This is a genomic window from Rhodococcus sp. NKCM2511, from assembly GCF_014905595.1.
Classification (GTDB): domain Bacteria; phylum Actinomycetota; class Actinomycetes; order Mycobacteriales; family Mycobacteriaceae; genus Rhodococcoides; species Rhodococcoides fascians.
On record NZ_BNHJ02000003.1, the window covers coordinates 38,910 to 61,553 of the forward strand.

General features: G+C 63.8%; 22 protein-coding genes. 9 read left to right on the forward strand and 13 right to left on the reverse strand.

Annotated elements, in window-relative coordinates:
* Nucleotides 1-57 precede the first annotated feature (57 nt).
* Nucleotides 58-213, forward strand: a complete 156-nt coding sequence (locus tag JLZ96_RS19590; protein ID WP_155288427.1) for a hypothetical protein — start codon at nt 58-60, stop codon at nt 211-213.
* Nucleotides 214-293: 80 nt separating this feature from the next.
* On the opposite strand, the gene JLZ96_RS19595 is transcribed toward JLZ96_RS19590, so the two are convergent.
* Nucleotides 294-500, reverse strand: a complete 207-nt coding sequence (locus JLZ96_RS19595; protein ID WP_027498428.1) for a PspC domain-containing protein — start codon at nt 498-500, stop codon at nt 294-296.
* Between the two features lie 281 nt (nt 501-781).
* On the opposite strand from JLZ96_RS19595, the gene ppk2 reads away from it, so the two are divergent.
* From ppk2 to JLZ96_RS19610, 3 genes are all read left to right on the forward strand, one after another.
* Nucleotides 782-1,726, forward strand: coding sequence for a polyphosphate kinase 2 (gene ppk2 / locus JLZ96_RS19600; protein WP_045840630.1), 945 nt, complete (start codon nt 782-784; stop codon nt 1,724-1,726).
* Nucleotides 1,727-2,810: 1,084 nt separating this feature from the next.
* Nucleotides 2,811-3,644 carry an alpha/beta fold hydrolase gene (locus JLZ96_RS19605; protein ID WP_201011065.1) on the forward strand — a complete coding sequence of 278 codons (834 nt, stop codon included), beginning with the start codon at nt 2,811-2,813 and terminating at the stop codon, nt 3,642-3,644.
* 127 nt (nt 3,645-3,771) lie between these two features.
* Nucleotides 3,772-4,788 carry an alpha/beta hydrolase family protein gene (locus JLZ96_RS19610; protein ID WP_201011066.1) on the forward strand — a complete coding sequence of 339 codons (1,017 nt, stop codon included), beginning with the start codon at nt 3,772-3,774 and terminating at the stop codon, nt 4,786-4,788.
* 2 nt (nt 4,789-4,790) lie between these two features.
* On the opposite strand, the gene JLZ96_RS19615 is transcribed toward JLZ96_RS19610, so the two are convergent.
* Entirely contained in the window at nt 4,791-6,824 is a 2,034-nt protein-coding gene (locus tag JLZ96_RS19615) for a prolyl oligopeptidase family protein (protein WP_201011067.1), read from the reverse strand.
* A gap of 114 nt (nt 6,825-6,938) precedes the next feature.
* Here JLZ96_RS19615 and lpdA point away from each other — a divergent pair, with 114 nt between their 5' ends.
* Nucleotides 6,939-8,354 (forward strand): dihydrolipoyl dehydrogenase, encoded by a 1,416-nt coding sequence (gene lpdA / locus JLZ96_RS19620; RefSeq protein ID WP_032365160.1) that lies wholly within the window; start codon nt 6,939-6,941, stop codon nt 8,352-8,354.
* A gap of 110 nt (nt 8,355-8,464) precedes the next feature.
* On the opposite strand, the gene JLZ96_RS19625 is transcribed toward lpdA, so the two are convergent.
* The 3 genes from JLZ96_RS19625 to JLZ96_RS19635 all read right to left on the reverse strand — a co-directional run bounded on the left by JLZ96_RS19625 (nt 8,465) and on the right by JLZ96_RS19635 (nt 10,953).
* Complete coding sequence (locus JLZ96_RS19625) at nt 8,465-9,514, reverse strand: M48 family metallopeptidase (RefSeq protein WP_032373718.1); 1,050 nt, start codon at nt 9,512-9,514, stop codon at nt 8,465-8,467.
* Between the two features lie 117 nt (nt 9,515-9,631).
* The gene (locus JLZ96_RS19630) at nt 9,632-10,396 is read right to left on the reverse strand and encodes a class I SAM-dependent methyltransferase (protein WP_236254172.1); all 765 of its coding nucleotides are present in this window, start codon (nt 10,394-10,396) and stop codon (nt 9,632-9,634) included.
* Nucleotides 10,393-10,953: a carboxymuconolactone decarboxylase family protein gene (locus tag JLZ96_RS19635; protein WP_027498420.1), complete on the reverse strand. Its 561-nt coding sequence runs from the start codon at nt 10,951-10,953 to the stop codon at nt 10,393-10,395. The genes JLZ96_RS19630 and JLZ96_RS19635 overlap by 4 nt, the downstream gene beginning before the upstream one ends.
* 111 nt (nt 10,954-11,064) lie before the next feature.
* Here JLZ96_RS19635 and JLZ96_RS19640 point away from each other — a divergent pair, with 111 nt between their 5' ends.
* A complete protein-coding gene (locus JLZ96_RS19640; protein WP_374758059.1) occupies nt 11,065-11,988 on the forward strand; it encodes an ABC transporter substrate-binding protein in 924 nt (307 codons plus the stop codon).
* Between the two features lie 47 nt (nt 11,989-12,035).
* Here JLZ96_RS19640 and JLZ96_RS19645 read toward each other — a convergent pair whose 3' ends face one another.
* The 6 genes from JLZ96_RS19645 to urtA form a co-directional block, all read right to left on the reverse strand.
* Nucleotides 12,036-12,704, reverse strand: a complete 669-nt coding sequence (locus tag JLZ96_RS19645; RefSeq protein ID WP_201011068.1) for a GntR family transcriptional regulator — start codon at nt 12,702-12,704, stop codon at nt 12,036-12,038.
* An 11-nt stretch (nt 12,705-12,715) separates the two neighbouring features.
* Nucleotides 12,716-13,408, reverse strand: coding sequence for an urea ABC transporter ATP-binding subunit UrtE (urtE, locus tag JLZ96_RS19650; RefSeq protein WP_032373723.1), 693 nt, complete (start codon nt 13,406-13,408; stop codon nt 12,716-12,718).
* Complete coding sequence (urtD, locus tag JLZ96_RS19655; RefSeq protein WP_201011069.1) at nt 13,401-14,231, reverse strand: urea ABC transporter ATP-binding protein UrtD; 831 nt, start codon at nt 14,229-14,231, stop codon at nt 13,401-13,403. Before urtD ends, urtE begins: the two co-directional genes overlap by 8 nt.
* The gene (gene urtC / locus JLZ96_RS19660) at nt 14,228-15,319 is read right to left on the reverse strand and encodes an urea ABC transporter permease subunit UrtC (protein WP_032389028.1); all 1,092 of its coding nucleotides are present in this window, start codon (nt 15,317-15,319) and stop codon (nt 14,228-14,230) included. The genes urtD and urtC overlap by 4 nt, the downstream gene beginning before the upstream one ends.
* Entirely contained in the window at nt 15,316-16,200 is an 885-nt protein-coding gene (gene urtB, locus JLZ96_RS19665) for an urea ABC transporter permease subunit UrtB (protein ID WP_027498414.1), read from the reverse strand. The genes urtC and urtB overlap by 4 nt, the downstream gene beginning before the upstream one ends.
* A gap of 72 nt (nt 16,201-16,272) precedes the next feature.
* Nucleotides 16,273-17,550, reverse strand: a complete 1,278-nt coding sequence (gene urtA / locus JLZ96_RS19670; RefSeq protein WP_032369802.1) for an urea ABC transporter substrate-binding protein — start codon at nt 17,548-17,550, stop codon at nt 16,273-16,275.
* A 181-nt stretch (nt 17,551-17,731) separates the two neighbouring features.
* Between urtA and JLZ96_RS19675 the strand changes: the two genes are divergently transcribed.
* From JLZ96_RS19675 to JLZ96_RS19685, 3 genes are all read left to right on the forward strand, one after another.
* Nucleotides 17,732-17,944: a helix-turn-helix transcriptional regulator gene (locus JLZ96_RS19675; RefSeq protein WP_027498412.1), complete on the forward strand. Its 213-nt coding sequence runs from the start codon at nt 17,732-17,734 to the stop codon at nt 17,942-17,944.
* Nucleotides 17,941-18,462 carry a hypothetical protein gene (locus JLZ96_RS19680; RefSeq protein ID WP_201011070.1) on the forward strand — a complete coding sequence of 174 codons (522 nt, stop codon included), beginning with the start codon at nt 17,941-17,943 and terminating at the stop codon, nt 18,460-18,462. The genes JLZ96_RS19675 and JLZ96_RS19680 overlap by 4 nt, the downstream gene beginning before the upstream one ends.
* A 223-nt stretch (nt 18,463-18,685) precedes the next feature.
* A complete protein-coding gene (locus tag JLZ96_RS19685) occupies nt 18,686-19,114 on the forward strand; it encodes a hypothetical protein (RefSeq protein WP_052053133.1) in 429 nt (142 codons plus the stop codon).
* 97 nt (nt 19,115-19,211) lie between these two features.
* On the opposite strand, the gene JLZ96_RS19690 is transcribed toward JLZ96_RS19685, so the two are convergent.
* Both JLZ96_RS19690 and JLZ96_RS19695 read right to left on the reverse strand, forming a co-directional pair.
* Entirely contained in the window at nt 19,212-21,149 is a 1,938-nt protein-coding gene (locus JLZ96_RS19690; RefSeq protein WP_201011071.1) for a primary-amine oxidase, read from the reverse strand.
* The gene (locus JLZ96_RS19695; protein ID WP_201011072.1) at nt 21,146-22,585 is read right to left on the reverse strand and encodes a gamma-aminobutyraldehyde dehydrogenase; all 1,440 of its coding nucleotides are present in this window, start codon (nt 22,583-22,585) and stop codon (nt 21,146-21,148) included. Before JLZ96_RS19695 ends, JLZ96_RS19690 begins: the two co-directional genes overlap by 4 nt.
* Nucleotides 22,586-22,644 lie beyond the last annotated feature (59 nt).

Below are 22,644 nucleotides of genomic sequence, written 5' to 3' on the forward strand. Positions count from 1 at the left end.
CTGTGGCCTGGTCACCCTCCGACTCGGGCCACGACGTGTCTTTCGAAAGGCTTACCCATGCTCCTCGATCTCCTCACCGGCCTCCTGCCCATCCTCGGCGGCGGCGAAGACGGTGGCATCACCGGACCCATCACCGGTGGCCTCACCGATGGTCTCGGTGAACTCCTCGACGGACTGCTCGGCGGAAGCACCGGTAGCTTCGGCTCCAGCTAGACCCCATTCCGCGAAGTCCGACGGCAAGGCCCCGTTCCTCCACCGGCGAGGATGCGGGGCCTTTCCGCGGTCGCGAGAGCTCACGGGCGGCGCGGCATCAGCATCAGGGCCGCCAGGTAGATCAGCACGACTGTGCCACCGCTCAGCACTGCACCGGCGACGGTGGCGACGCGAACGAGGTTGACGTCCCAACCGAAGTAGTCGGCTATACCGCCGCAGACGCCTCCGATCATCTTCTGCGAGTTGGACAGGGTGAATTCTCTGGGGGAATTGCTCTCGAATGTCATGGTGAGAAGTCTGCGTCGCCGACGCCTGTGGGCACATCGGGGCTTTCACCCATATCGACCCGGAGAATCGAACGATCGAGAAACGGGTCGATATGCAAGTTCGGTGACTTTTACGACGCAGACGCTCGACCTGTTGTCGGCGCGAGGATTACGGTCGGATGTGTCGGTCGCTTCCGGTCCGTCCCCCTTGCAGACCGGAAGCGTGTCCGATGCGTCCGGTTGCGCTCGGTGTTCACCGAATCGCCATGGACCGGTCACCGATGAGCACTAACTTTCGGCGCATGACCGACTTCGATCTCCGCAACGGCGTGGCTGCACGCAAGAATCTCAGCGACGTGCGGGACATCACGACCGCCGTGGATCTTGCCGATACTTCGGGGTTCGTCGTCGACGACTCCGATGACGACGACCCGGTGCTGCTGACGGTACCGGGCGGTCACGTCGTCGACACGTGGCGGGAGAACTACCCCTACGACGAGCGTATGACCCGCGCCGAGTACGAACTCGAAAAGCGGCTGCTGCAAATCGAACTGCTCAAGCTGCAGATGTGGTCCAAGGACACCGGACGACGCCACGTCATCATCTTCGAGGGTCGCGACGCCGCCGGTAAGGGCGGCACGATCAAGCGGTTCATGGAGCACCTCAATCCCCGCGGCGCACGCGTCGTCGCGTTGGAGAAGCCGTCGGTGCGGGAGTCGACGGAGTGGTATTTCCAGCGGTACATCGGGCATCTGCCTGCGGCCGGCGAAATTGTGATGTTCGACAGGTCTTGGTACAACCGTGCCGGTGTCGAACGGGTCATGGGGTTCTGCACCGAGGAGCAGCATGCACAATTCGTTCGGCAGGCACCGCTGTTCGAGCAGATGTTGGTGGACGAGGGCATCAGCTTGACCAAGTTCTGGTTCTCGGTGTCGCAGCACGAGCAGCGCACTCGCTTCGCGATCCGGCAGGTGGATCCGGTACGGCAGTGGAAACTGTCGCCGATGGATCTTGCGTCACTGGACAAGTGGGATGCGTACACCGCGGCGAAGGAAGAGAACTTCCGCGCCACCGATACCGACGTAGCACCGTGGACCGTGGTGAAGAGCAACGACAAGAAGCGCGCGCGGATCAACGCGATGCGGTTCGTGCTCAACAAGTTCGACTACGCCAACAAGGACTCCGAGATCGTGGGCGAAACAGACCCGCTGCTCGTCGGACGCGCGAAAGACGTGCTCGGAGAATAATTCTGGGCTACATACCGGGGTCTGCTCGGTGAACGTCCTGCGTCGCTTCGGTATCCGCGCAGCGAGTTCGTGCCGCGTTGTGCACCGCGCCGGTGGTTGCGGTAGGAAAGTGGTAGGCCGTATTACCTACGGCTGTACGAAGAGACGAGCATCAGGAGTTCTCATGGGTTCAGCTGCGCAGTTCATCACCGACATTGCAACCGGAGTCTACGACGGCATCGTCGACGCGATCGTCGAGCAGATCGTCGGCGTGCTGACGTCGGGTAGCGCCGCGTAATTCGTCGGTCCACGAGTCGCGGTCGCTGTCGGGGGCGGCCGCGACTTTTCGTCTCCGTGACCGTTTTGTGACAGCTCACCAAGATTTCTGACTTTTCGATGCCAATGCGTGTACGAAACGTTATCCGTTCGGGTAGAAATCTTCATGCAGAGGTAATCGAGTGACGACCGTCACGTTCGATCTGCACATCCCTCGAACAACAAGGAGCCTGTCGCATGTCCGCTGAACTCGGTGACCTCTTGGCAATCTTCATCCAGCTCTTCTCGGGTATCAGTTCTTCCTCCGACTGACATCCCGGCTCCGCGCCGTAGGCCTCGGCCAGGACGGCCGACTGGAGCCGAATCGATGAACAGTAAGGCTCGCGACGCCGCGTCGGCGGCGAATCCCCCTCTCTCGAAGGAGTTTTGATGGAATTTCTCTCGCTGTTGCTGCAGTTGCTCGCTGTCGGCAGCTCCGAAGGAACAGGTTCGGTCGTCAACATCCCCGGCACGCTCCCCAGCTGAAGCGCGACCCCGAAGCCGGGCCCGACTACCGTCGGGCCCGGTTTTCGTGGTTTCGAAGTGTCATTCGTTCGACCGAAATATCCTCCAGCGGTCGATGATTCGCCGCCGACCGGGTAGACCTGAACCTCATCCTCGATGCGCTCGGTATCGACGGTAATAGAGGTGGTGCCATGCTCGAAGCCGTAGTCGGATTCATCAACAGTCAATTGTTCTGGTTCAGCTGGTCGACCGGTAGCTACCACCCGATCATCCTGTGAGGTAGTGCCCTGGGGAAGGTGCGGTCGCACCGTCATAGGGTTGGCCGATGCAGACGGTTCAGATTCAGATGCCCGACGGTTCGACGGTGCCGGTGACGCTGTTTCCGAGTGAGGGCCGAGACGATGCGCCCGTCATCGTCGTTCTCCCGGGTCTCGGCATACCCGGCGGTTACTACCGGCTGTTCGCCGAAGCGCTCGTCGCACGCGGATTTCATGCTGCGATCGGCGATCTTCGGGGCCAGGGGGACAGTAAGCCGAAGCCGAGTTCGTCTAGCAGGTACGGATATCAGGAATTGGTGTCGGTCGACTTTCCGGCGATCTTCGAGGTGGTGCGCGAGCAGTTCCCCGCCGCAACCCCGTATCTGCTCGGCCACAGTATGGGCGGACAACTGGGCGCGATGTACGCAGCCCGAATTCGAGGCAGGCTCGGTGGCTTGATCCTGGTGGCATCCGGGTCGCCGTACCACCGCGGTTTCGGCACCACTCGCGGGGTCCCGCTGTACTTCGGCGCGGCGGCGATGGCGATCACCAGCAACATCGCCGGATTCTGGCCGGGGGACCGCATCGGGGTCGGCGGATTCGGTCGTCAATCACGAGTGTTGATCGACGACTGGTCGAGGTTCGCCCGAACGGGCTCGATCGAGCCGGCCGGTGCCGACATCGACTACGAGGAACGGATGGGCCGGCTGACCCTACCGGTGCTGGCAGTGACCATCGAGGGCGACGATCTGGCCCCCAAGGGTTCGATGGAGAATCTGACGGCCAAGCTTGCCAACGCCGACATCACCACCGAACACATCGACGAGCCGCTGGGCCACAACGGATGGATCCGCAATCCCACCGCGGTGGCCGACCTGGTCGAGCGGTGGATGCACCGCTGACACAACCCCGTGCCGAACGATACGGTCGTTTGGACCAATTCATGCGATAAGTTCCAACTCCGCGCCCGTTCTGGTGTACAACGCTAGTGACTCAACTTCTGTTCTGCCGAAGATAGCGAGCACGTGTATGAACGGCCTGGGGGCTACAGCTCGTCGGATCGGTAGGGCTGTGCTCGTGGCCGCGTGTATCGCTGCGTCGGCCGCGCAGGGCACGGCCCTCGCCGCGCCCGACGCGTCGACGTCGTACGTGGTGCGTACGGAGGAGACCGACGCCGTCGCCATGACGGCGTTCGTGCATTCGGCCGCGATGGATCGGACCATCCCCCTGAAAATTCTTCGATCGCCGGACCGTGCGAAACCGAGCCCTACCGTGTACCTGCTCAACGGCGCGGGCGGTGGGGTGGACGGTATGGACTGGTACACCCAGACCGATGTCGTGTCGTTCTTCGCGGACAAGATCGTCAATGTGGTCACACCCGTCGGCGGGGCCTATTCCTACTACACGGACTGGCAGCACGACGATCGCGTGCTCGGCCGCAACAAGTGGGAGACGTTCCTGACCCGCGAACTGCCTCCACTCGTCGACCAGCTGCTGAAGACCAACGGCCGCAACGTCATTGCCGGAATCTCGATGGCTGCGACGTCGGTGCTCAATCTGGCGGCGCACAACCCCGGTCTCTTCCGGGCGGTCGGCTCCTACAGCGGCTGCGCCTCGACCACCGATCCGTTGGGCCGCGCGTACGTCAAGACCGTCGTATCGATGGCGCTCGGAGCCGACGTGAAGAACATGTGGGGCGCGGACGACGACCCCGACTGGGTGCACAACGACGCTGTCGTCAACGCCGACAAGCTGCGCGGCACCGCGCTGTACATCTCCAACGGCAGTGGCCTGGCGGGGGCATCGGACACCTTCGACGGAACCAACCCCAACGGCCCCGGTTTCGTGCTGCTGAACCAGATGGTGGTGGGCGGCGCCATCGAGGTCGCCACCGGCGACTGCACCCGTCGACTGGAGAGCGCTCTCGAAAAGCTGGATATACCAGCCCATTTCGAGCTACGGGAACGCGGGACGCACTCCTGGGGATACTGGCAGGACGATCTCCACAATTCCTGGCCGATGTTCGAGCAGGCTCTGGCCGACTGACATCACCGGCTCTCGAGGTGCCGCCACAGGAACTCGTACGTCAGTGCGGTCTTGAAAGCCAGCTGCGCATTGTCCGACGCCCCGCCGTGGCCGCCCTCGATGTTCTCGTAGTAGCTCACGTCCTGACCGAGCTCGGCCAGCCGCGCAGCCATCTTGCGGGCGTGTCCGGGATGGACTCGATCGTCTCGGGTGGACGTGGCGATGAGTATCGGTGGGTACTTCCGCTCGGACGCGGCCACGACGTTCTGGTACGGGGAGTACTGCGAGATGAACTCCCATTCGGCGGGGTCGTCGGGGTTGCCGTACTCGGCCACCCAGGACGCTCCCGCGAGCAACAGGTGGTACCGCTTCATGTCCAGTAGCGGGACCTGACATACCAACGCCCCGAACAGTTCCGGGTACTTCGTTTCCATGATGCCCATCAGCAGGCCACCGTTGCTGCCGCCCTGGGCGGCCAAGCGATCGGCGGTGGTGATCCCTCGGGCCACCAAATCGCGGGCGACCGCGGCGAAGTCCTCGTGGACCAGATGCCGGCCCGCTCGCAACACCTGGGTGTGCCAGGACGGTCCGTACTCACCGCCGCCGCGGATGTTGGCAACGACGTAGGTGCCGCCGCGCTCGAGCCACGTTCGACCCATCGCTCCGCTGTAGCCGGGCGTCATCGAGATCTCGAAGCCGCCGTAGCCGTACAGCAGTGTGGGGCCGGGGCCTGCGTCGCCGCGTCGGACGACGAAGTAGGGGATCGCGGTGCCGTCGTCCGACTCCGCGAAGAACTGTTGCACCGTCATGCCGTCCGCGTCGAAGAATGCAGGAGCCTGCTTGAGTACCTCGAGCGCGCCGCCGACCGTGCCGACCAGCAGCGTGGCCGGGGTGAGGTAACCCGAGGAGCCGAGGAAGAACTCGTCCCCGTTCTCCTCGGCATCCGTACCGATGATCTCGGTCGACGCCAACTCCGACAACCCGTCGACGGTGGTCGTATCCCAACCGTGCGCACCGGGTGTGAGTACATGCAGACGAGTCCGGACATCCTGCAGCGTCACCAGCAGCAGATGATTCTCGGTCCAGGCGTACTGATGCAGGGATGTGTGCTCGTCCGGAGTGAACAGAACCGTCAGAGATGCTGTGCCGCTCATGAATTCGTCGAAGTCGGCCGCGAGCAGCGCGCCCGCCGGATGGGTGACACCGTCGTAGGTCCACTCGGTCATCGTCCGAACCAGCAGCCAGTTCTCGTGGACCGACGTCGATGCGTCCGTCGGCGTCGGAATGCGGGTCACCGCCGTACCGTCGAGCACGTAGGTCTCGGAGTTGTAGAAGTCGGTGGACCGCTGCACGAAGTCGCGCTCGAATCCCGGCGTGCGGTCGTGCCACGCAGAGATCGAGATGTCCTGGGATTCGCCCTCGTAGACGGTCTCCGCGTCGGCGAGCGGTGTGCCTCGGTGCCATCGCTTGGTGATCCGCGGATAGCCGGATTCGGTCAGGGACCCCGGTCCGAAATCGGTGCCGACGAACACGGTGTCGGCGTCGATCCAGCCGATGTCGGTCTTGGCCTCGGGCAGCGTGAAACCGCCGTCCTCCGCAGCGCGGAACGTGCGGGAGTCGAGATCGAACTCGCGTACCACCGTCGCGTCGGCACCGCCTCGGGACAGCGTCACCAGAGCGCGCAGCTGGTCGGGGCGCAGTACCTGAGCGCCGCCCCATACCCAGTTCTCGCCCTCGTCGGCGGCCAGGGCATCGAGATCGAGCAGGACGTCCCATGCGGGTTCGTCCGTGCGGTACTCGTCCATCGTGGTGCGCCGCCACACTCCGCGGATGTGCTCGGCGTCGCGCCAGAAGTTGTAGAGGAACTGCCCGCGCCTGCGTGCGTACGGGATCCGCGCATCGGTGTCGAGAATCTCGCGTACACCCGCCACGGTGGCGTCGAAACGCTCGCCTGCCAGCGCCTCGATCGTCACCTCGTTCTTCTCGCGTACCCACGCGAGTGCGTCGTCGCCGGTGACGTCTTCGAGCCAGAGGTACGGGTCGTCCGAGAAAGCCATGGCACAGTTCTAGCAGCACACGTGCGGTCGGGTGCAGGACGCGTGCGAGGCTACCGGCTGGTAACGAAGACCAGGTCGAGACAGTGTCGGAGGGCACGACTACGCTGGGGACTCGTGACCTCACACTATGACGTCGTTGTCCTCGGAGCCGGTCCCGGTGGGTACGTCGCTGCTATCCGCGCGGCACAACTCGGACTCAGCACTGCCATCATCGAGAAGAAGTACTGGGGCGGTGTGTGCCTCAACGTGGGCTGCATCCCCTCGAAGGCGCTTCTCCGTAACGCCGAGCTGGCGCACCTCTTCACCAAAGAGGCCAAGCTGTTCGGTATCTCGGGTGAAGCATCCTTCGACTTCGGCGCAGCATTCGACCGCAGCCGCAAGGTCGCGGACGGACGCGTCAAGGGCATCCACTTCTTGATGAAGAAGAACAAGATCCCCGAGTACGACGGCCAGGGCACGTTCACCGATGCCAACACCATCGAGGTCGAACTGTCCAAGGGTGGCACCGAGACGATCACGTTCGACAACGCGATCATCGCGACCGGCAGCACCACCAAGCTGCTCCCGGGAACCGAGCTCAGCAAGAACGTCGTCACGTACGAAGAGCAGATCATGACCAAGGATCTGCCGGGCTCGATCCTCATCGTCGGCGCGGGCGCCATCGGTATGGAATTCGGGTACGTCCTGAAGAACTACGGAGTCGACGTCACCATCGTCGAGTTCCTCGATCGCGCGCTCCCCAACGAGGACAAGGACGTCTCGAAGGAGATCGAGAAGCAGTACAAGAAGCTCGGCGTCAAGGTCATCACCGGCGCGGGTGTGCAGAGCATCGACGACGACGGCTCCAAGGTCACCGTCGAGATCAAGCACAACAAGTCCGGTGAGAGCGAGACCTTCACCGTCGACAAGGTGATGCAGTCCGTCGGATTCGCCCCTCGCGTCGAGGGCTTCGGTCTCGAGAAGACCGGTGTCGAGCTCACCGATCGCGGTGCCATCGGCATCACGAACACGATGCAGACCAACGTCCCGCACATCTACGCCATCGGCGACGTCACCGCCAAGCTCCAGCTCGCCCACGTGGCGGAGGCGCAGGCCGTGGTGGCTGCCGAAACCATCGGCGGCGCAGAGACATTGCCGATCGACGACTACCGGATGATGCCGCGCGCCACGTTCTGCCAGCCGCAGGTCGCCAGCTTCGGTCTGACCGAGGACCAGGCCCGCGAAGAAGCGCAGGCTCGTGGATCCGACATCAAGGTCGCGAACTTCCCGTTCGCCGCCAACGGCAAGGCACACGGCCTCGGCGACGCGACGGGCTTCGTCAAGCTCATCGCCGACACCGAGCACGGCGAGCTGCTCGGTGGCCACCTCATCGGCCCCGACGTCTCGGAGCTGCTGCCGGAGCTGACCCTGGCCCAGAAGTGGGACCTGACGGTCAACGAGCTGGCCCGCAACGTCCACACGCACCCGACGCTGTCGGAGGCACTGCAGGAAGCGATCCACGGCCTCGCAGGCCACATGATCAACTTCTGATCTCTGCTGTAGAACGACGAACGGCGGGGGGGCCCCCCCGAGGGGGGCCCCCCCCCGGGGTGCCCCCCGCCGTTCGCTTCGTTGTTGGGTGCTAGGACTGTTGTCGGGTGCTAGGACTTTCGCCAGTGATCGAACCTGCCCTTGATGTCCGACGCCACGTCGCCGATTCCGTTGCCGACGGCGTCGACCGCGCCGGTGAAGCCGCTGCCGATGTCGCGGACCGTCTTGATCAGCGGGTCCTCCGACGTGTCGAAGTTGTTCTTGTACGTGCGGGCCGCGTTACGGAACTCCTCCGACACCTTCGCCTCGTGGTCGGTGGACCGGCGCGGGTAGTCGCCGCGGAGGACCGCCGCGTACTCGCCGCTGTCGACCCACTTCTTCAGTTCTGCAGCTCGCAGCACCGAGAACGGGTGCGAGAGGAGTTCGAGATTGAGCAGCTTGAGCACGCCGTCGCGCAGATCTCCACTGGCCTCGTACTCGGCGGCCTGAGCGAGGAAGGCGTCGACGTCGATTTCGCTGATACGTGCGCCGCCCGCCAACTTGAGCTGCACGCTGATCGCGGTGTGCACGTCCTGTCCGCACAGCAAACCTGCTCTGTCGCCGGATAATTCGGACTTGCGCTGCCATTCCATCAGTCCCGCGATCACCGCGCGCAAGGCCCAGCCGCCCACCGGAACCCAGCCGACCGTGCCGGCGAGGCGCATCAGGTGCATGAGAACGGTGCGGTACACCGCGTGGCCGGACAGGGCGTGGCCCAGTTCGTGGCCGACGACGAATCGCTGTTCCTCGTAGGTCATGATGTCGAGCATGCCGGTGGTCAGGACGATGAACGGTCGATCCATCCCGATGGTGAACGCGTTGACCATCGGCGACTGAACCACGAACAGCTCCGGAGTTTCCTCCGCGCCGAGAATCTGCACACAATCGGCTCGAAGATCGTTCAGATCCTTGAACTGGCGTTCGTCGACACGCACCGCGGTGGCCAAGTACATCAGGCGATGCTGTCTCTCGCGCAGCAGTCCGGACAGCGTTCGCAGCACCGTGTCGAAGCCCTTGAGGGTACGAAGAGTGACCAAGGCTGCTCGGTCCGAAGGATGTTCCCAAGTGCGAGAAGAGATATCGGGAAACTCGATACGAGTACGGTCCGGTGCGTGTGTCACTGTGTGGCTCCCAGTCTGATCGGTCTGTTTGCCAAAGTATCAGTAAAAAGCCCTTCCGGTTCGTTCTTGACCACGGTCAGGTCTCGCATCGCCGGGGGTACAGCAGGGTCGGTAGCGCTAATTCTTGGTGGCACTGACGAATTGGGCGAGACCGCGGATGTCCTGCTCGATGTCGGTCATGCCCGCAGCGGCGAACATCTCGGTGAACTGCCCCTTCGGGAACATGCGTACCCCGACGGCGGCAGATCCCAGGCCGACGACGGTACGCAGCGGTGCCAGGCCCAGTTGACAGCTGGTCATGATGGCGATGCGTCCACCCGGTCGCAGGACGCGGATGAGCTCGTTGACCACCTGCAGTGGATGTGGCACGAGATACAGTGCGGCATAACAGCATACGGCGTCGAATGTCGCGTCGGCGTACGGGAGTTCGGCCGCATCGCCGCGAACGTATGCCGCACGCGGCCCCCGATTGTCGCGCACTGCGCGAGCGATCATGGCCTCGGAGATATCGAAGCCGACGGCGATACCGTCCTCGGTCAGCTGCTCCGACAGGAACCTGGTGAAGTTGCCGGGGCCGCAGGCGACGTCCAGGACTCGCTGCGGCCCGCGTAACCGCAGATCGGCGACGGCCTTGGCGCGTTCGGCGGACATGGGCAGCCCGCCGATGCCCATCATCGATACTCCGAACGGGCGCCAGATGTTCTCGTAGATCGCCGCGACACCGCGGTTGTTCATCGCTCGGCTGGCCATCGTGGGATTGGGGGCTTTGGCGTCGCCCATGAGTTCGACGTAGCCGCCGTCGATCCGGGCGCTCGTGCGCACCGACTCCGGTTCGATCATCGCCAGAGCGCGGCGCAGTGCAGTCTCGGGTGTCTCGTTCATCGTCGTGGTGGCCGGTCGCCGTAGTCGCGTTCGACGCGGAGGGTGCCCAATGTGGTTGCCAGCCCGTCGTATTGGGTGACCAGCAAGACGAATTCGATGAGGCGACGTTCGTCGAACTGGGTCGCCAGTTCGGACCACGTGGCGTCGGTGAGCGTCTTGGTCTCGATCAGCTCGTCGACGGCAGTGAGGATGGTGCGGTAGCGAGTCGACAGCCCAGGGGCGTGCGGGCCGGTCATGATCAGCTCGAGCAGGTCTCGGTCGATGCCGGCTCGACGGCCCAGGCGGATGTGGTGGTCCATCTCGTATGCCGATTCGCGCAGGTGCGCCACCCGGAGAATCACCATTTCCGATTCCTTGCGGGAGATCTTTCCGCCCGGCATCAGATGGCCGCTGTAGAACAGCCACGCCCGGTACAGGCCGCCGGTTCGACCGAGAGTGGTGAACAGGTGGGGGTTGGGGACTCCCGCGCCCTTGGCGATGACCTTGCAGATGACCCAGTTGACGGGGCCGAGGGTGCGGGCGGTACCGGACGGAATGCGTGGAGTGGTCACGATCACATCTTACCGACTGGTAGCTCCGCCGTCCGGGGACGAGGTTCGCAACGCGTTAGAGGGTAGGCTAACCTCCTTTGTGTCTCGCATTGTTCTACCCGGAGGTTCCTCGAAGTGGTGCAGTTCAAGCTCGGTCTGACAGCGTTGGCCATCACCGCGCTCGCGGTGGCGGCAGGAGCGACGGCATGCTCGTCGGCCGATACCGCCGACGGTTCCGCCGGCGAAGCGACTCGAACGGTCGAGACCGTTCGAGGCTCGATCGACGTTCCCGATAATCCTCTGCGGGTCGTCACCCTGGAACCGGTGGAACTCGACACCACGGTCGCGCTCGGCATCGTGCCCGTCGGCACGGCGGTGCTCAGCGAAACCGCTGGCGTACCGGCCTATCTCGGTACGGAAGCGGCCGACATCGCGACCGTGGGCACGGTGGCCGAACCGACCATCGAGGACATCGCGGCCGCGCAACCCGACCTGATTCTCGGGACGGAGACTCGGCACGCGCAGTACTACGACCAACTCTCCGCCATCGCGCCGACGGTGTTCATCGCCTCCCAGTCCGATCCGTGGCGCGACAGTGTCCGATTCGTCGGGCGCGTTCTCGGCAAGGAAGCGAAGGCCGAGGAACTGCTCACCGCCTACGACGACCGGTGCGCCGAGATCGCCGAAAAGCACGACACCGCCGGGAAAACAGCGCAGTTGATCAGGCCGCGCAGTGGTGAGCTGACCCTGTACGGGCCGTCGTCGTTCGCCGGAAGCACGCTCGAATGCGCCGGATTCACCACCCCGCCGCGGCCGGAATGGGCCGACGAGATCTCGGTCGACCTCTCGCCCGAGCTCGCGGCTCAGGCGGCCGCGGACTTGATCGTCGTCACCGCCGACAACCCGTCGGACCCCGGCGCAATCCCGTCGTCGATCACCGACAATGCTGCGACACTGCCCAATCCGCATGCGGTGGACCTGTCCTACTGGATCACCGGCGTCGGGCCCATGGGCGGGCAAACCGTGCTCGACGACATCGACCGAATTCTGTCGGCTGGCTAGTTGGGTCGTTCCGCAGGCTCCACTCCTGTCGGATGCCAACTGACGCGTCAGATTTGGACCGCGCCGGCCATCGCCGTTGCCTGACGGGCGCGCTCGACCACTCGGTCGCGGGACGAATCGATATGTGCAACAAGCGTATCCAGCGCCGTGTCCAGCTGCCCGGCCAGTAGGTGCTCGACGATCGCGAGATGTTCATCGATCGCCGAGACCACGGCCGACGCGTCGAGACCACCGAGAATACGCACGGGCCGCACCTTGGCGTTGACGGCGCACAGGGCCTCGGTCAGAGCCGCATTGCCCGACGCGGCCGACAACGCGACATGGAACTGCTCGTCCATGGCGACCATGTCGTCGGTGGTCTCCGGTGGGTGCGCACGCAACCCGGCCCACGTCGCCGCCAACGACGACAAGGCCGCCCGATCGAAGGACTGCGGCGTCGAGCGGGTGATTCCGCGGGACTCGAGAGTCGACCGCAGTTCGTACAGATCCGGTAGGTCGCCGAGCCGGGGACGATAGGGGTGCAGACCGGCCTCGTCGCGCACGACCAGACCGTCGGCTTGCAGACGTGCCAGCGCCTCCCGCACAGGAGTGCGCGAGACGCCGTACAGCTCGGCGAGACGCTCCTCGCCGAGCCGTTCCGTGGAGCCGATCGCACCGGAGATCAGATCCCGGCGCAGTGACGAATAGACCTTCTCGCGAAGGTCCTTGCGCGGCACGATACGCCCGGTCAGATCGCCATGGCTGCGCGCACGTCGGCCTCGGAATCGGATCCGCCCACACCGGTGGACGTGATCCGGCCGGCCTCGAGAATGTAGTACTTCTGGGCAGATTCCAATGCGAAGCCGATGTGCTGCTCCACCAACAGAACTCCGAGACCGCCGCGGCGGGTGAGCTCGATGACGGTGCGCTCGATCTCGGCGACGACCGACGGCTGAATGCCCTCGGTCGGCTCGTCGAGAATCAGCATCCGCGGTTCGGTGATCAAGGCTCTTGCGATGGCGAGCTGTTGGCGCTGGCCGCCGGACAGTAGGCCGGCTCTGCGATTCAGCAATTCCTTCAGCGCCGGAAAGAGGTCGAGTGCCTCGTCGATCAGTGCCTTGCCGCGCTTGCGCCCGTCGGCCACCACCTGCAGGTTCTCCGCTGTCGTCAACTGACCGAACGACTGCTGGCCCTGTGGCACGTACGCCAGACCCCGAGCGACGCGGGCGCTGGGCCGCAACGCACTGACGTCCTCACCGTCGAACATGACCTTGCCCGAGTTCACTTTCAACAGCCCGACCGCCGCGCGCAGCAGCGTCGTCTTGCCCGCACCGTTGTGGCCCATCACCGCCGCGACACCGTCGGCCGGAACCGTCAGCGACGCACCGTGAACGACCTCGCTGCGGCCGTAACCTGTTCTGACGTCGACCAGTTCAAGCATGATCGGCTCCCTCTTCTGCGATGTGCTCGAGTTCCTCGCCCGCCGCGGCGGTGCCGAGGTAGACCTGCTGAACCTTCGGATCGGCCTGCACCTCGGCCACGGTGCCCTCGGCCAGAACGCGTCCGGCCGCCAGCACTGTCACCGAGGTCGCGAACATCCGCATGAAGTCCATGTCGTGCTCGACCACCACCACGGTCCGTTCACCGCCTATGCGTTGCAGCAGCTGGCCCGTCTCCTCACGTTCCTCGTGGCTCATGCCGGCGACCGGCTCGTCGAGCAGAAGCACATCGGCGTTCTGCACCAACAGCATTCCGATCTCCAGCCACTGCTTCTGTCCGTGCGCCAGAATTCCTGCGGCCTTGTCTCTCTGGGCCGTCAGGCCGATCGTCTCGAGGGCCTCCTCGATCTGCGGCAGAACCGATGCCCGACGGCGCAGCATCGTCAGTACGGATCGTCCGGACCCGGCGGCGATGTCCAGGTTCTGCAGCACCGTCAGATTCTCGAAGATGCTGGCGGTCTGAAAGGTTCGACCGATACCGAGCCGGGCGATCTGATGTACCTTCTTGCCCAGCAGTTCCACTCCGGACTTGGTGACCGAGCCAGTGGCCGGAACGAGTCCGGTGATGGCGTCGATCAGCGTGGTCTTGCCGGCTCCGTTCGGTCCGATGAGGAAGCGAAGATCGCCCTGCATCAGCGTCAGATCGACGTTGGTGTTGGCCTTGAAGCCGTCGAAACTGACTGTCAGATCGTGGACTTCGAGGTACTGACTGGACATGCCGGCGTTGCCGCCGAACGTGGGCTGCGGGCCTTCGACGTGGATCATCGTGCGAGCTCTTTCTCTGGTTCCGCGCTGGCCTCGGGGACCGATTCGGGCTCTTTCTTTCGCTTGCGCAGTGCGAAGAGTCCGGCGATGCCGGCGGGGAAGAATCCGACGACCACGACGAACAGCAGACCCTGCGCGTACGTCCAACCGGACGGGAACTGCTCGGACAGCGTGGTTTGCGCCCACGCGACTCCGAGCGCGCCGAGAACCGGGCCGAGCAGAGTGGTGCGGCCGCCGATGGCGACGCCGATGAGAAACGCGATGGACGGAACGATGCCGACGTCGTTGGGGGAGATGATGCCGACGATCGGTACGAACAGCGCACCGGCGAGACCGGCGAAGAACGCTGCGGCGACGTACGCGACGATCTTCACGTTCGCCGGGTCGTAGCCGAGGAAGCGCACTCGCTCTTCCTGATCGCGGACGGCCACCAGTAGTTCGCCGTAGCGCGAGTACATCAGCTGGCGGGTGATGGCGACGACGACGAGCAGTACGCCGGCAGCGATGAAGAACAGCATCTGTTTGTTGGCGGGGTCGTTGAGGTTGAACCCGAAGAACGTGCGGAACCTGTTGAGTCCGTTGGATCCACCGGTGGTCTGCTGTCCGATGAGCAGGATCGCGAAGGCGGCGGCCAGTGCCTGACTGAGGATCGCGAAGTACGCGCCCTTGACTCGACGCTTGAACACGCCGAGGCCGAGCACCAGCGCCACCAGTGCCGGCACGAACAGGATGCCCAGGATCGTCGTGATGGGCGAGGTGAACGGCAGCCAGTACGAGGGCAATTCACGGATACCGGCGATGGACATGAAGTCCGGTACCGCGTCGCCGCGCAGATCGGCGTCGGAGATCTTCAGATGCATGGCCATGATGTAGGCACCGATGCCGAAGAAGACACCCTGGCCGAGGGTCAGCATTCCGCCTCGGCCCCAGGCCAATCCGATACCGACCGCCACAATTGCGTAGCAGATGAACTTGCCCAGCAGATTCAACCGGAAGTCGCTGAGGACGGCGGGCGCCACAGCGAACAGCAGGATTGCGGCGAGCGCGAAACCCAGCAGAGCGCCGCGCTTGGCGATGAAGTCGCTCATACCAGGCTCCTTGTCTTGACAGCGAACAAGCCCTGCGGGCGGGCCTGCAGGAAGATCACGATGAGGACGAACACGATGACCTTGGCGATCGAGGCCGTGGTGCTGTATTCGATGAACGAGTTGAGGATTCCCAGGGCGAAGGCGGCGATCACCGCGCCCTTGATCTGGCCGAGTCCACCGACGACGACCACCAGGAAGGCGTCGATCAGATAGCTCTGTCCCACAGTGGAACTCGTGGATCCGATCAGAGTCAGTGCCACGCCCGCGACGCCCGCCAAACCGGAGCCGAGGAAGAACGTCGAGATGTCGGTCCGGCGGCTCGAAATGCCCGAGGTTTCCGCGAGATCGCGGTTCTGCACCACCGCGCGGATGCGTCGACCCATGGCGGTCTTCTTCAGCGCGATCGACAGTGCGACAACGGCGACGACCGCCAGCACCAGAATGAAGATTCGGGTCTTGGGCACCACGGCACCGAGGATGTCGACGCCGCCGCTCAGCCATTCCGGCGAGACGACGTTGACCGCCGGGGCACCGAAGATGTCGCGGGCGAGCTGCTGCAGGATGAGCCCGACGCCGAACGTGACGAGCAGGGTGTCCAGTGGACGGTGGTACATGCGCTGGATCAGCGTGACCTCGAGCAGCACACCCATCGCGCCGCCGACGAGGAAGCCGACGATCAGGGAGATGAACAGTGATGCGCCGCCGGTCGAGACGATCTGCTGCACTACGTAAGCCGTGTACGAGCCGGCCATGATGAACTCGCCGTGTGCCATGTTGATGACGCCCATCTGACCGAACGTCAGTGAGAGCCCGAGGGCGGCGAGCAAGAGAATGGATCCGATCGACAGGCCGGTGAACAACTGTCCGATCACGACGTCCATGGGGGAGCTCCTTCGGAGCATGTGAGTGGAACTTCGTAGCAGGCTACGAAGTTCCACTCACATGGGTGGTGGTCAGTTGAGGTCGGAGGCCCAGTCGTAGGTCTCGAGGAACGGGTCTGGAGCGATGGCCTCGGGGGACTCCCACACCGTGTAGATCAGGCCGTCGGGCCGGATCTCACCGATGCGTGCGGTCTTGGAGATGTGGTGGTTGTCGCCGTCGATGACGACCTCGCCCTCGGGAGCGGCGAAGCTGACACCGTCGGCTGCGGCCTGAATGTCGGCCACCGCGAACGAATTTGCCTTCTCGACGGTGTTCTTCCACAGGTAGACCGAGGTGTACGCGGCTTCCATGGGGTCCGAGGTGGGCTTGTCGGCACCGTACTTCGCCTTGTAGTCGGCGACGAACTTGGTGTTCTCCGGGCTGTCGACGGTCTGGTAGTAGTTCCAGGCAGTCAGCTGGCCCGCGATGTTCGCGGCTCCGATGCCCGCCACCTCTTCCTCGGCGATGGACACCGAGATGACCGGCATGTCAGCAGCTTTGAGGCCGGCGTTGGTGTATTCGCGGAAGAATGCGACGTTGGAATCACCGTTGAGCGTGTTGAACACGGCATCGGCGTCGGCGGAGCGCACCTTGTTGACGATGGTGGAGAAGTCCGTCGAACCGAGCGGGGTGTAATCCTCGCCCTTGATCTCGATACCGTTGGCGGCCGCATACGCCTTGATCTCGCGGTTGGCGGTCTGCGGGAACACGTAGTCGCTGCCCACCAGGTAGAGGGACTTGACGCCCTTCTCCTTCAGGTAGTCCAGGGCCGGGATGATCTGCTGGTTGGTGGTGGCTCCGGTGTAGAAGATGTTCTTCGACGCCTCGAGGCCCTCGTACTGCACGGGGTAGTAGAGGAGTGCGTCGTTGTCCTCGAACACCGGCAGCATCGCCTTGCGCGACGATGACGTCCAGCCACCGAAAACTGCTGCGACACAGTCGCTGCTGATGAGTTTCTCGGCCTTCTCGGCGAACACGGTCGGCTCGGATGCGCCGTCCTCTGCGACGACCTCGATCTGCTTTCCGTTGACGCCACCGGCGGCGTTGATCTGCTCGACGGCCAGTGCGATCGAATCACGCACTGTCACTTCGCTGATCGCCATCGTGCCGGACAGGGAGTTGAGCGAGCCGACCTTGATGGTGTCACCGGAGGTGTCCACACACGAGGTGGACGAGCCTCCGCCGCCCTCGGCGGTGGTGGTGTCGCTCGCCTTGCTACCGCAGGCAGTGGCAACCAGGCTCAATGCAGCCAGTGCTGCGGGAACGACCATGACGCGCTTGACGGACATGCGCTTCGAGACAGCAGGCATCTACGGCCCTTTCGGAAAGTGTGTATACGGAGATGTATTCGCGATTGCGAACAGTAAAGGCAACTTATTGCGTTGGTATTTTCTGCGGTGACGAGTCTGTTTCTCGCGTTACGAGTAGGTAAAGGCGAGCGAATGACAAGACTGCTTGACATTTCATGACAAGCAGAGTTGACTTTTTGTCATGCCCGGATCCAACAACGTTCGCGCGCATCGCAAACAGGCACGCATCACGCAGGCCGAACTCGGCACTATCTGCGGAGTCAGCCGGCAGAGCATCGTCTCCGTCGAGGGCGGCGACTACGCACCGAGCGTGTACCTGGCACTGCGACTGGCCCGAGCACTCGACACGACAGTCGAAACACTGTTCGGCGACGACGAAGGGAAACGAACATGAGCGCATTCACCAAAGCTGCCCGCTTCTTGGGAGACCTGGACGACGACTTCTACGCCGACGAACTACAACGCGACATCTGGAACGAGGCCTCGGCCGTCGGCTTTCAATCCCTGCTGTGGATCGGAATGATCGCAGGCGCTGTACTGCCCTTCGCGGCGGGTGTCACCGGGGCCTGGGTGGCATTGGGAATCTTCGTGGCTCTGACGGCCGTCGCGAACGTGGTGTTGGCATACGCCCGCGCGCGGGGGATCGACATGTACACCTCGCAGGAACTCCGGCGCGCTCGAATCGCATTGGCGGGCGTGCTGCTTTTTCTCACCGGCGGCGGCGCAATGATTCGTCTGCTTGCTCATTACGGCGGCGGCGACCTCGGGTCTGTCGCGATCGGAGCCGCAATAGGTGCACCCGTGGGCCTGGCTGCCGTAGTCGTGGGTGTGAAGATGCATCAGCTCCGGCAGCGAAAGGCCGAGCATGCCGCCGAGCTGGCCGAGCAGCGGGCTTTCGATACGGACGAATGAATTTGGTCTCGAATGTGTCGCACGATCTGTTACAGGGTGCAAGGATGCGTAAAGGCTTAGGTTGGACCGTCTCCGTTTCGCAGATTTGCAGGCCGGAGGGTATGTTCTGACCGATGACATCGCGATTTCCCGGTGTTGCGGCTGTAGGGGTGCTGTTCGGCGGCGGTTTCGGTAACGCGGACGGATGCACGTTCGATGTAAAGGGAGGCTCGGGTGGACGGCGATGACGACGTGTAATACCAATCCGTCCTCCGTCGCGCCACGAAGTACCAACGAGACCGTGTCGGGCGTCCACCTTCCGGTGGAGCATGCAAACAGGGAAGTCGAGACCGTGCGCAGAGAAAAGAGCTACCTCAGACTCGTAGGGTCGAGCACTCCCACGATCGAGGTTCTGGGCGGCCCCAGAACCATCACCGTCGATGTGGACAACGTTTTTCCGGGTCAGGTATGCGAGGTCCTGCACAACGGCATGCTGTCGCTGAGCCCACGCGTCGTCGTGGAAGACAACGCGACAAGCATCACGATCACCACGTTCGCGCTCAAGCCGGGTGAGTACAACGTCTCGCTGCGTCTGGACGGACGCCTGGATTGCGTCACCGAATCGCAGACTGCTGTCGTCGGCGAGCAGTTCGAGGTTCGGCGCAGCTCCTAAACCTCGGCTCATAGGACAGCGAAGCGGCGCGTAGCTCAGGTGAGCTACGCGCCGCTTCGCTTTGTTGTCGGTCCTGGCTGCCGTCAGGTCGCGCCAGTCAGTGACAGGTGCTGCCGGGATCGGTGTGGCAGTGCTTCGGCTCCGATGGTGCGACGTCGAGTGAGGGGTTGCGGTCGAAGAAGCCGAAAGGCTTGAGCCAGAACGAGACGGTGTCGGACGGCATCACCGGCCAGTCCTCGGGCCTAGTGATGTGATGGATGCCGAAGGTGTACCAGACCACCACATCGGTGTTCTCGATCGAACGGTTCTTCTCGGTCCACTCGGGGAGGCCATGGTCGACGCCACTCTGATTGACGAACTCGCCACTGGGCCAACGCTCGTCGGGTGAATTGGGCGTGACCCACACGGTGTGACCGATCACCTGGGAACGCTGGAAGATCGGCGACGCCGGATCGAACATCGCCGGAATCGTCGAGCCGGGCACCAACTTGTACGCCGGCCGGGTACCGAGACCGTTGGTGACGTTGTCGTTGACCACCTTCCACGCCTTCTGCGTGTTCCAGTCGTAATCCTGCTTACCCTCGGACTCGGTGGTGAGCGGGGTGTTCACCTGTGTCAGGGCGAGGCCGTACGGATTGTCGGGACCCATCGGAACCATCTGGGTCTGGCTGGAATAGACGGTGTTCTCGGTGCCGTCGATGTCCAGATCGAGCCGGGCGACCAGGAAGTGCTGGTGGTACGGCGCATACGTGCGATTGTCGATCAGCGTGCCCGACGGATGGGTGCCGCCCTCCTCGAAGTGGGTGACGACCATGATGCCGGTGGCGCGCACCTCGCACTCGATGTTGCCGTCCTGATAGAAGCGCCAGTAGACGAGATACTCGTAGTTGGCGACGGTGGCGTGGAAGCTGACGGTGAGACGGCGCATCCGACGCACCTCTGCCCCGGCGTCGTGATCGACGTGCTTCCACAGCACCGCGTTGTCTTCCTCGTGGATGCAGATCGCGTTGGTGATCGTGTACGGCTCGCCTTTGCTGTTGTGCAGCACGGCATCGAGGTACCGGATCTCACCGAGGCAATCGCAGCCGAGCTCGAGCGAAGTCGTCATGAAGCCCAGGCCCCACTCGCCGATGTCGAATGCGGTGCGCCGATAGTGATCCTCGGTGTGGTCACGATACGGAACGATCATCTCCGCGAACGACATTCGGTTCGCGACGGATCGCGTGTTCCCGTTGTCGTCATAGGTGACGGCGTGCAGCGTCATGCCCTCGCGGTAGTTGAAACCCACGCGCAGCGACCAGTTCTGCCACGTCAGCTTGTTGCCGTCCAGCTCGAACGACGGGCCGTCCGGCTGGGTGATCTCGAGCGGCTTCAGCGGCGGACGGCTGCTGGCGTTGCGGATGCGCTCCGGAATATGGCGGGGCACGTACTCGCCCATGATCTCCGGCCGCTCGACGCGGTAGGTGTCCTCGATCTCGAGCAGTTCCATCGTGTTGGCGTCGATGACGCAGTGGAAGCCGCCCACCGGACCCGCGTACGGATTGGCACCCTCTGCGGCTTTGACCCACGTGTCCGACCAGCCCAGGCGTCGACCCTTGTACTTCTCGGGCGTCACCGCCTCGCCGTACGTCCAGGTGTCCATGAACACCAGATCGAGATCGGTGATGCCTCGATCGGCAAGCGCGGCAATCACATCGGGGTGTGCGCGCAGAGCCGCGTCGGCCTCTTCCCACTCGTCGACGGTGAAGTTGGGCTGCACGTCCGGGATGTGGGTCCAGGATTCGGTGCTCCTGTTGTCCAGTGACACCACGGCTTTGAACGTGCTGTTCTCGGCGCGGTTCAACACCACCGAGACTGCGCGACGGGCGGGGACGGTACCGTCCGCATCGAATGCGGCGACCTCGGACTTGGACGGTTCGATCATCTCGATCGAGGCGAATCGCCACCCGTCGCCGACACCGTGTTCCCGGCCCAGAACCTCGGCGACGGTAGAGAACTCGTCGCTCGAGAGTGGGTCCAGGGGATGGAATGTCATGCGATGGTCTCCGTCGAGCTCATCACGTGCTTGATGCGGGTGTAATCGTCCACGCCGTAGGCCGAGAGGTCCTTGCCGTAACCGGAGTACTTGAAGCCGCCGTGCGGCATCTCGGCCACCAACGGGATGTGGCAGTTGACCCAGACGGCACCGAAGTCCAGAGCCGCCGAAATACATAGCGTGCGAGCATGATCGGACGTCCAGACGCTCGACGCGAGACCGAAGTCGACGTCGTTGGCCAGCTCGATCGCCTCTGCCTCGTCGGAGAATTTCTGCACCGTCAGCACCGGGCCGAACGTCTCCTCCTGCACGATGGGATCGGACTGCTGCACGCCCGTGATGATCGTGGGCTCGTAGAAGAATCCCTTGTCGCCGATGCGCTTTCCGCCGGTGACGATGGTGGCGTGCGCGCCGATACCGTCGACCTTGGAGCTGACCTGGCCGAAGTGGTTGACGTTGTTCAGTGGGCCGAGGAAGGTGTCGGGGTCGTCGGGCAATCCGACCTTCAGTGTCTTCGCCTTGGCGACGAGTGCGTCGACGAGCGAGTCGTGTACCGACTCGTGTACCAACACGCGAGTGACCGCCGTGCAGTCCTGGCCGGCGTTGAAGAACGCGGCCTCGGCGATGCCGTCGGCGGCCTTGGTGATGTCGACGTCGTCGAACACGATGGCCGGTGCCTTGCCGCCCAGTTCGAGGTGCGCGCGCTTGAGCTGCTTGGCGGCGGCGACGGCGACGGCGATGCCTGCCCGCACCGAACCGGTGATCGAGACCAGGCCGGGCGTCTTGTGTTCGACGATGGCTGCGCCGGTGCCGCCGTTGCCGAGCACGATGTTCAGCACACCGTCGGGGACGATGCCCTTCGACAATTTCGCCAGCACCAGGGTGCTCTCGGGGGTGGTGTCGCTCGGCTTGAGAACGACGGTATTGCCGGCTGCCAGCGCAGGCCCGATCTTCCAGATCGCCATCATGAACGGGTAGTTCCACGGCGTCACCTGCCCCACGACGCCGATCGGCTCGCGGCGTACGTACGAGGTGAACCCGTCCATGTACTCGCCGGCCGACTTGCCTTCGAGCATCCGTGCAGCCCCGGCGAAGAACCGAATCTGATCTGCTCCGACGGTGACTTCCTCGGCGGCGATGGTGGCCTTCGGCTGACCGGTGTTACGACTCTGCGCCTCGACGATCTCGTCGCTGTGGGCCTCGATGGCATCGGCGAGCTTCAGCAGTACCTTCTGCCGCTCACTCGGAGTCGTCTTGCCCCAGGTCTCGAAAGCTTTGGCGGCAGCCGACATTGCGGCATCGACATCGGCGGCATCGGAAATCGGCGCTCGAGCGACCACCGACTCGTCCACCGGACTGACGACATCGAGCATCTCGGTACCCGAGGGCGTCACGAATGCCCCGTCGATGTAGTTCTGCAGGACAGGCACCGTCATCACAACCCCTAGCGTCGACTATTTCGGTTCTGCAAAGCCTGCACCCGCGGGCGAGACTT

Bases quoted from the DNA above. Each gene is read 5' to 3' on its own strand.
- urtA (WP_032369802.1), bottom strand. From the start codon at position 17,550: ATGCCTGCTGTCTCGAAGCGCATGTCCGTCAAGCGCGTCATGGTCGTT.
- JLZ96_RS19605 (WP_201011065.1), top strand. From the start codon at position 2,811: ATGCAGACGGTTCAGATTCAGATGCCCGACGGTTCGACGGTGCCGGTG.
- JLZ96_RS19590 (WP_155288427.1), top strand. From the start codon at position 58: ATGCTCCTCGATCTCCTCACCGGCCTCCTGCCCATCCTCGGCGGCGGC.
- JLZ96_RS19680 (WP_201011070.1), top strand. From the start codon at position 17,941: ATGAGCGCATTCACCAAAGCTGCCCGCTTCTTGGGAGACCTGGACGAC.
- JLZ96_RS19610 (WP_201011066.1), top strand. From the start codon at position 3,772: ATGAACGGCCTGGGGGCTACAGCTCGTCGGATCGGTAGGGCTGTGCTC.
- JLZ96_RS19685 (WP_052053133.1), top strand. From the start codon at position 18,686: ATGACGACGTGTAATACCAATCCGTCCTCCGTCGCGCCACGAAGTACC.
- urtC (WP_032389028.1), bottom strand. From the start codon at position 15,319: ATGAGCGACTTCATCGCCAAGCGCGGCGCTCTGCTGGGTTTCGCGCTC.
- JLZ96_RS19675 (WP_027498412.1), top strand. From the start codon at position 17,732: ATGCCCGGATCCAACAACGTTCGCGCGCATCGCAAACAGGCACGCATC.
- JLZ96_RS19595 (WP_027498428.1), bottom strand. From the start codon at position 500: ATGACATTCGAGAGCAATTCCCCCAGAGAATTCACCCTGTCCAACTCG.
- JLZ96_RS19615 (WP_201011067.1), bottom strand. From the start codon at position 6,824: ATGGCTTTCTCGGACGACCCGTACCTCTGGCTCGAAGACGTCACCGGC.
- ppk2 (WP_045840630.1), top strand. From the start codon at position 782: ATGACCGACTTCGATCTCCGCAACGGCGTGGCTGCACGCAAGAATCTC.
- urtE (WP_032373723.1), bottom strand. From the start codon at position 13,408: ATGCTTGAACTGGTCGACGTCAGAACAGGTTACGGCCGCAGCGAGGTC.
- urtB (WP_027498414.1), bottom strand. From the start codon at position 16,200: ATGGACGTCGTGATCGGACAGTTGTTCACCGGCCTGTCGATCGGATCC.
- urtD (WP_201011069.1), bottom strand. From the start codon at position 14,231: ATGATCCACGTCGAAGGCCCGCAGCCCACGTTCGGCGGCAACGCCGGC.
- JLZ96_RS19630 (WP_236254172.1), bottom strand. From the start codon at position 10,396: ATGAACGAGACACCCGAGACTGCACTGCGCCGCGCTCTGGCGATGATC.
- JLZ96_RS19690 (WP_201011071.1), bottom strand. From the start codon at position 21,149: ATGACATTCCATCCCCTGGACCCACTCTCGAGCGACGAGTTCTCTACC.
- JLZ96_RS19695 (WP_201011072.1), bottom strand. From the start codon at position 22,585: ATGACGGTGCCTGTCCTGCAGAACTACATCGACGGGGCATTCGTGACG.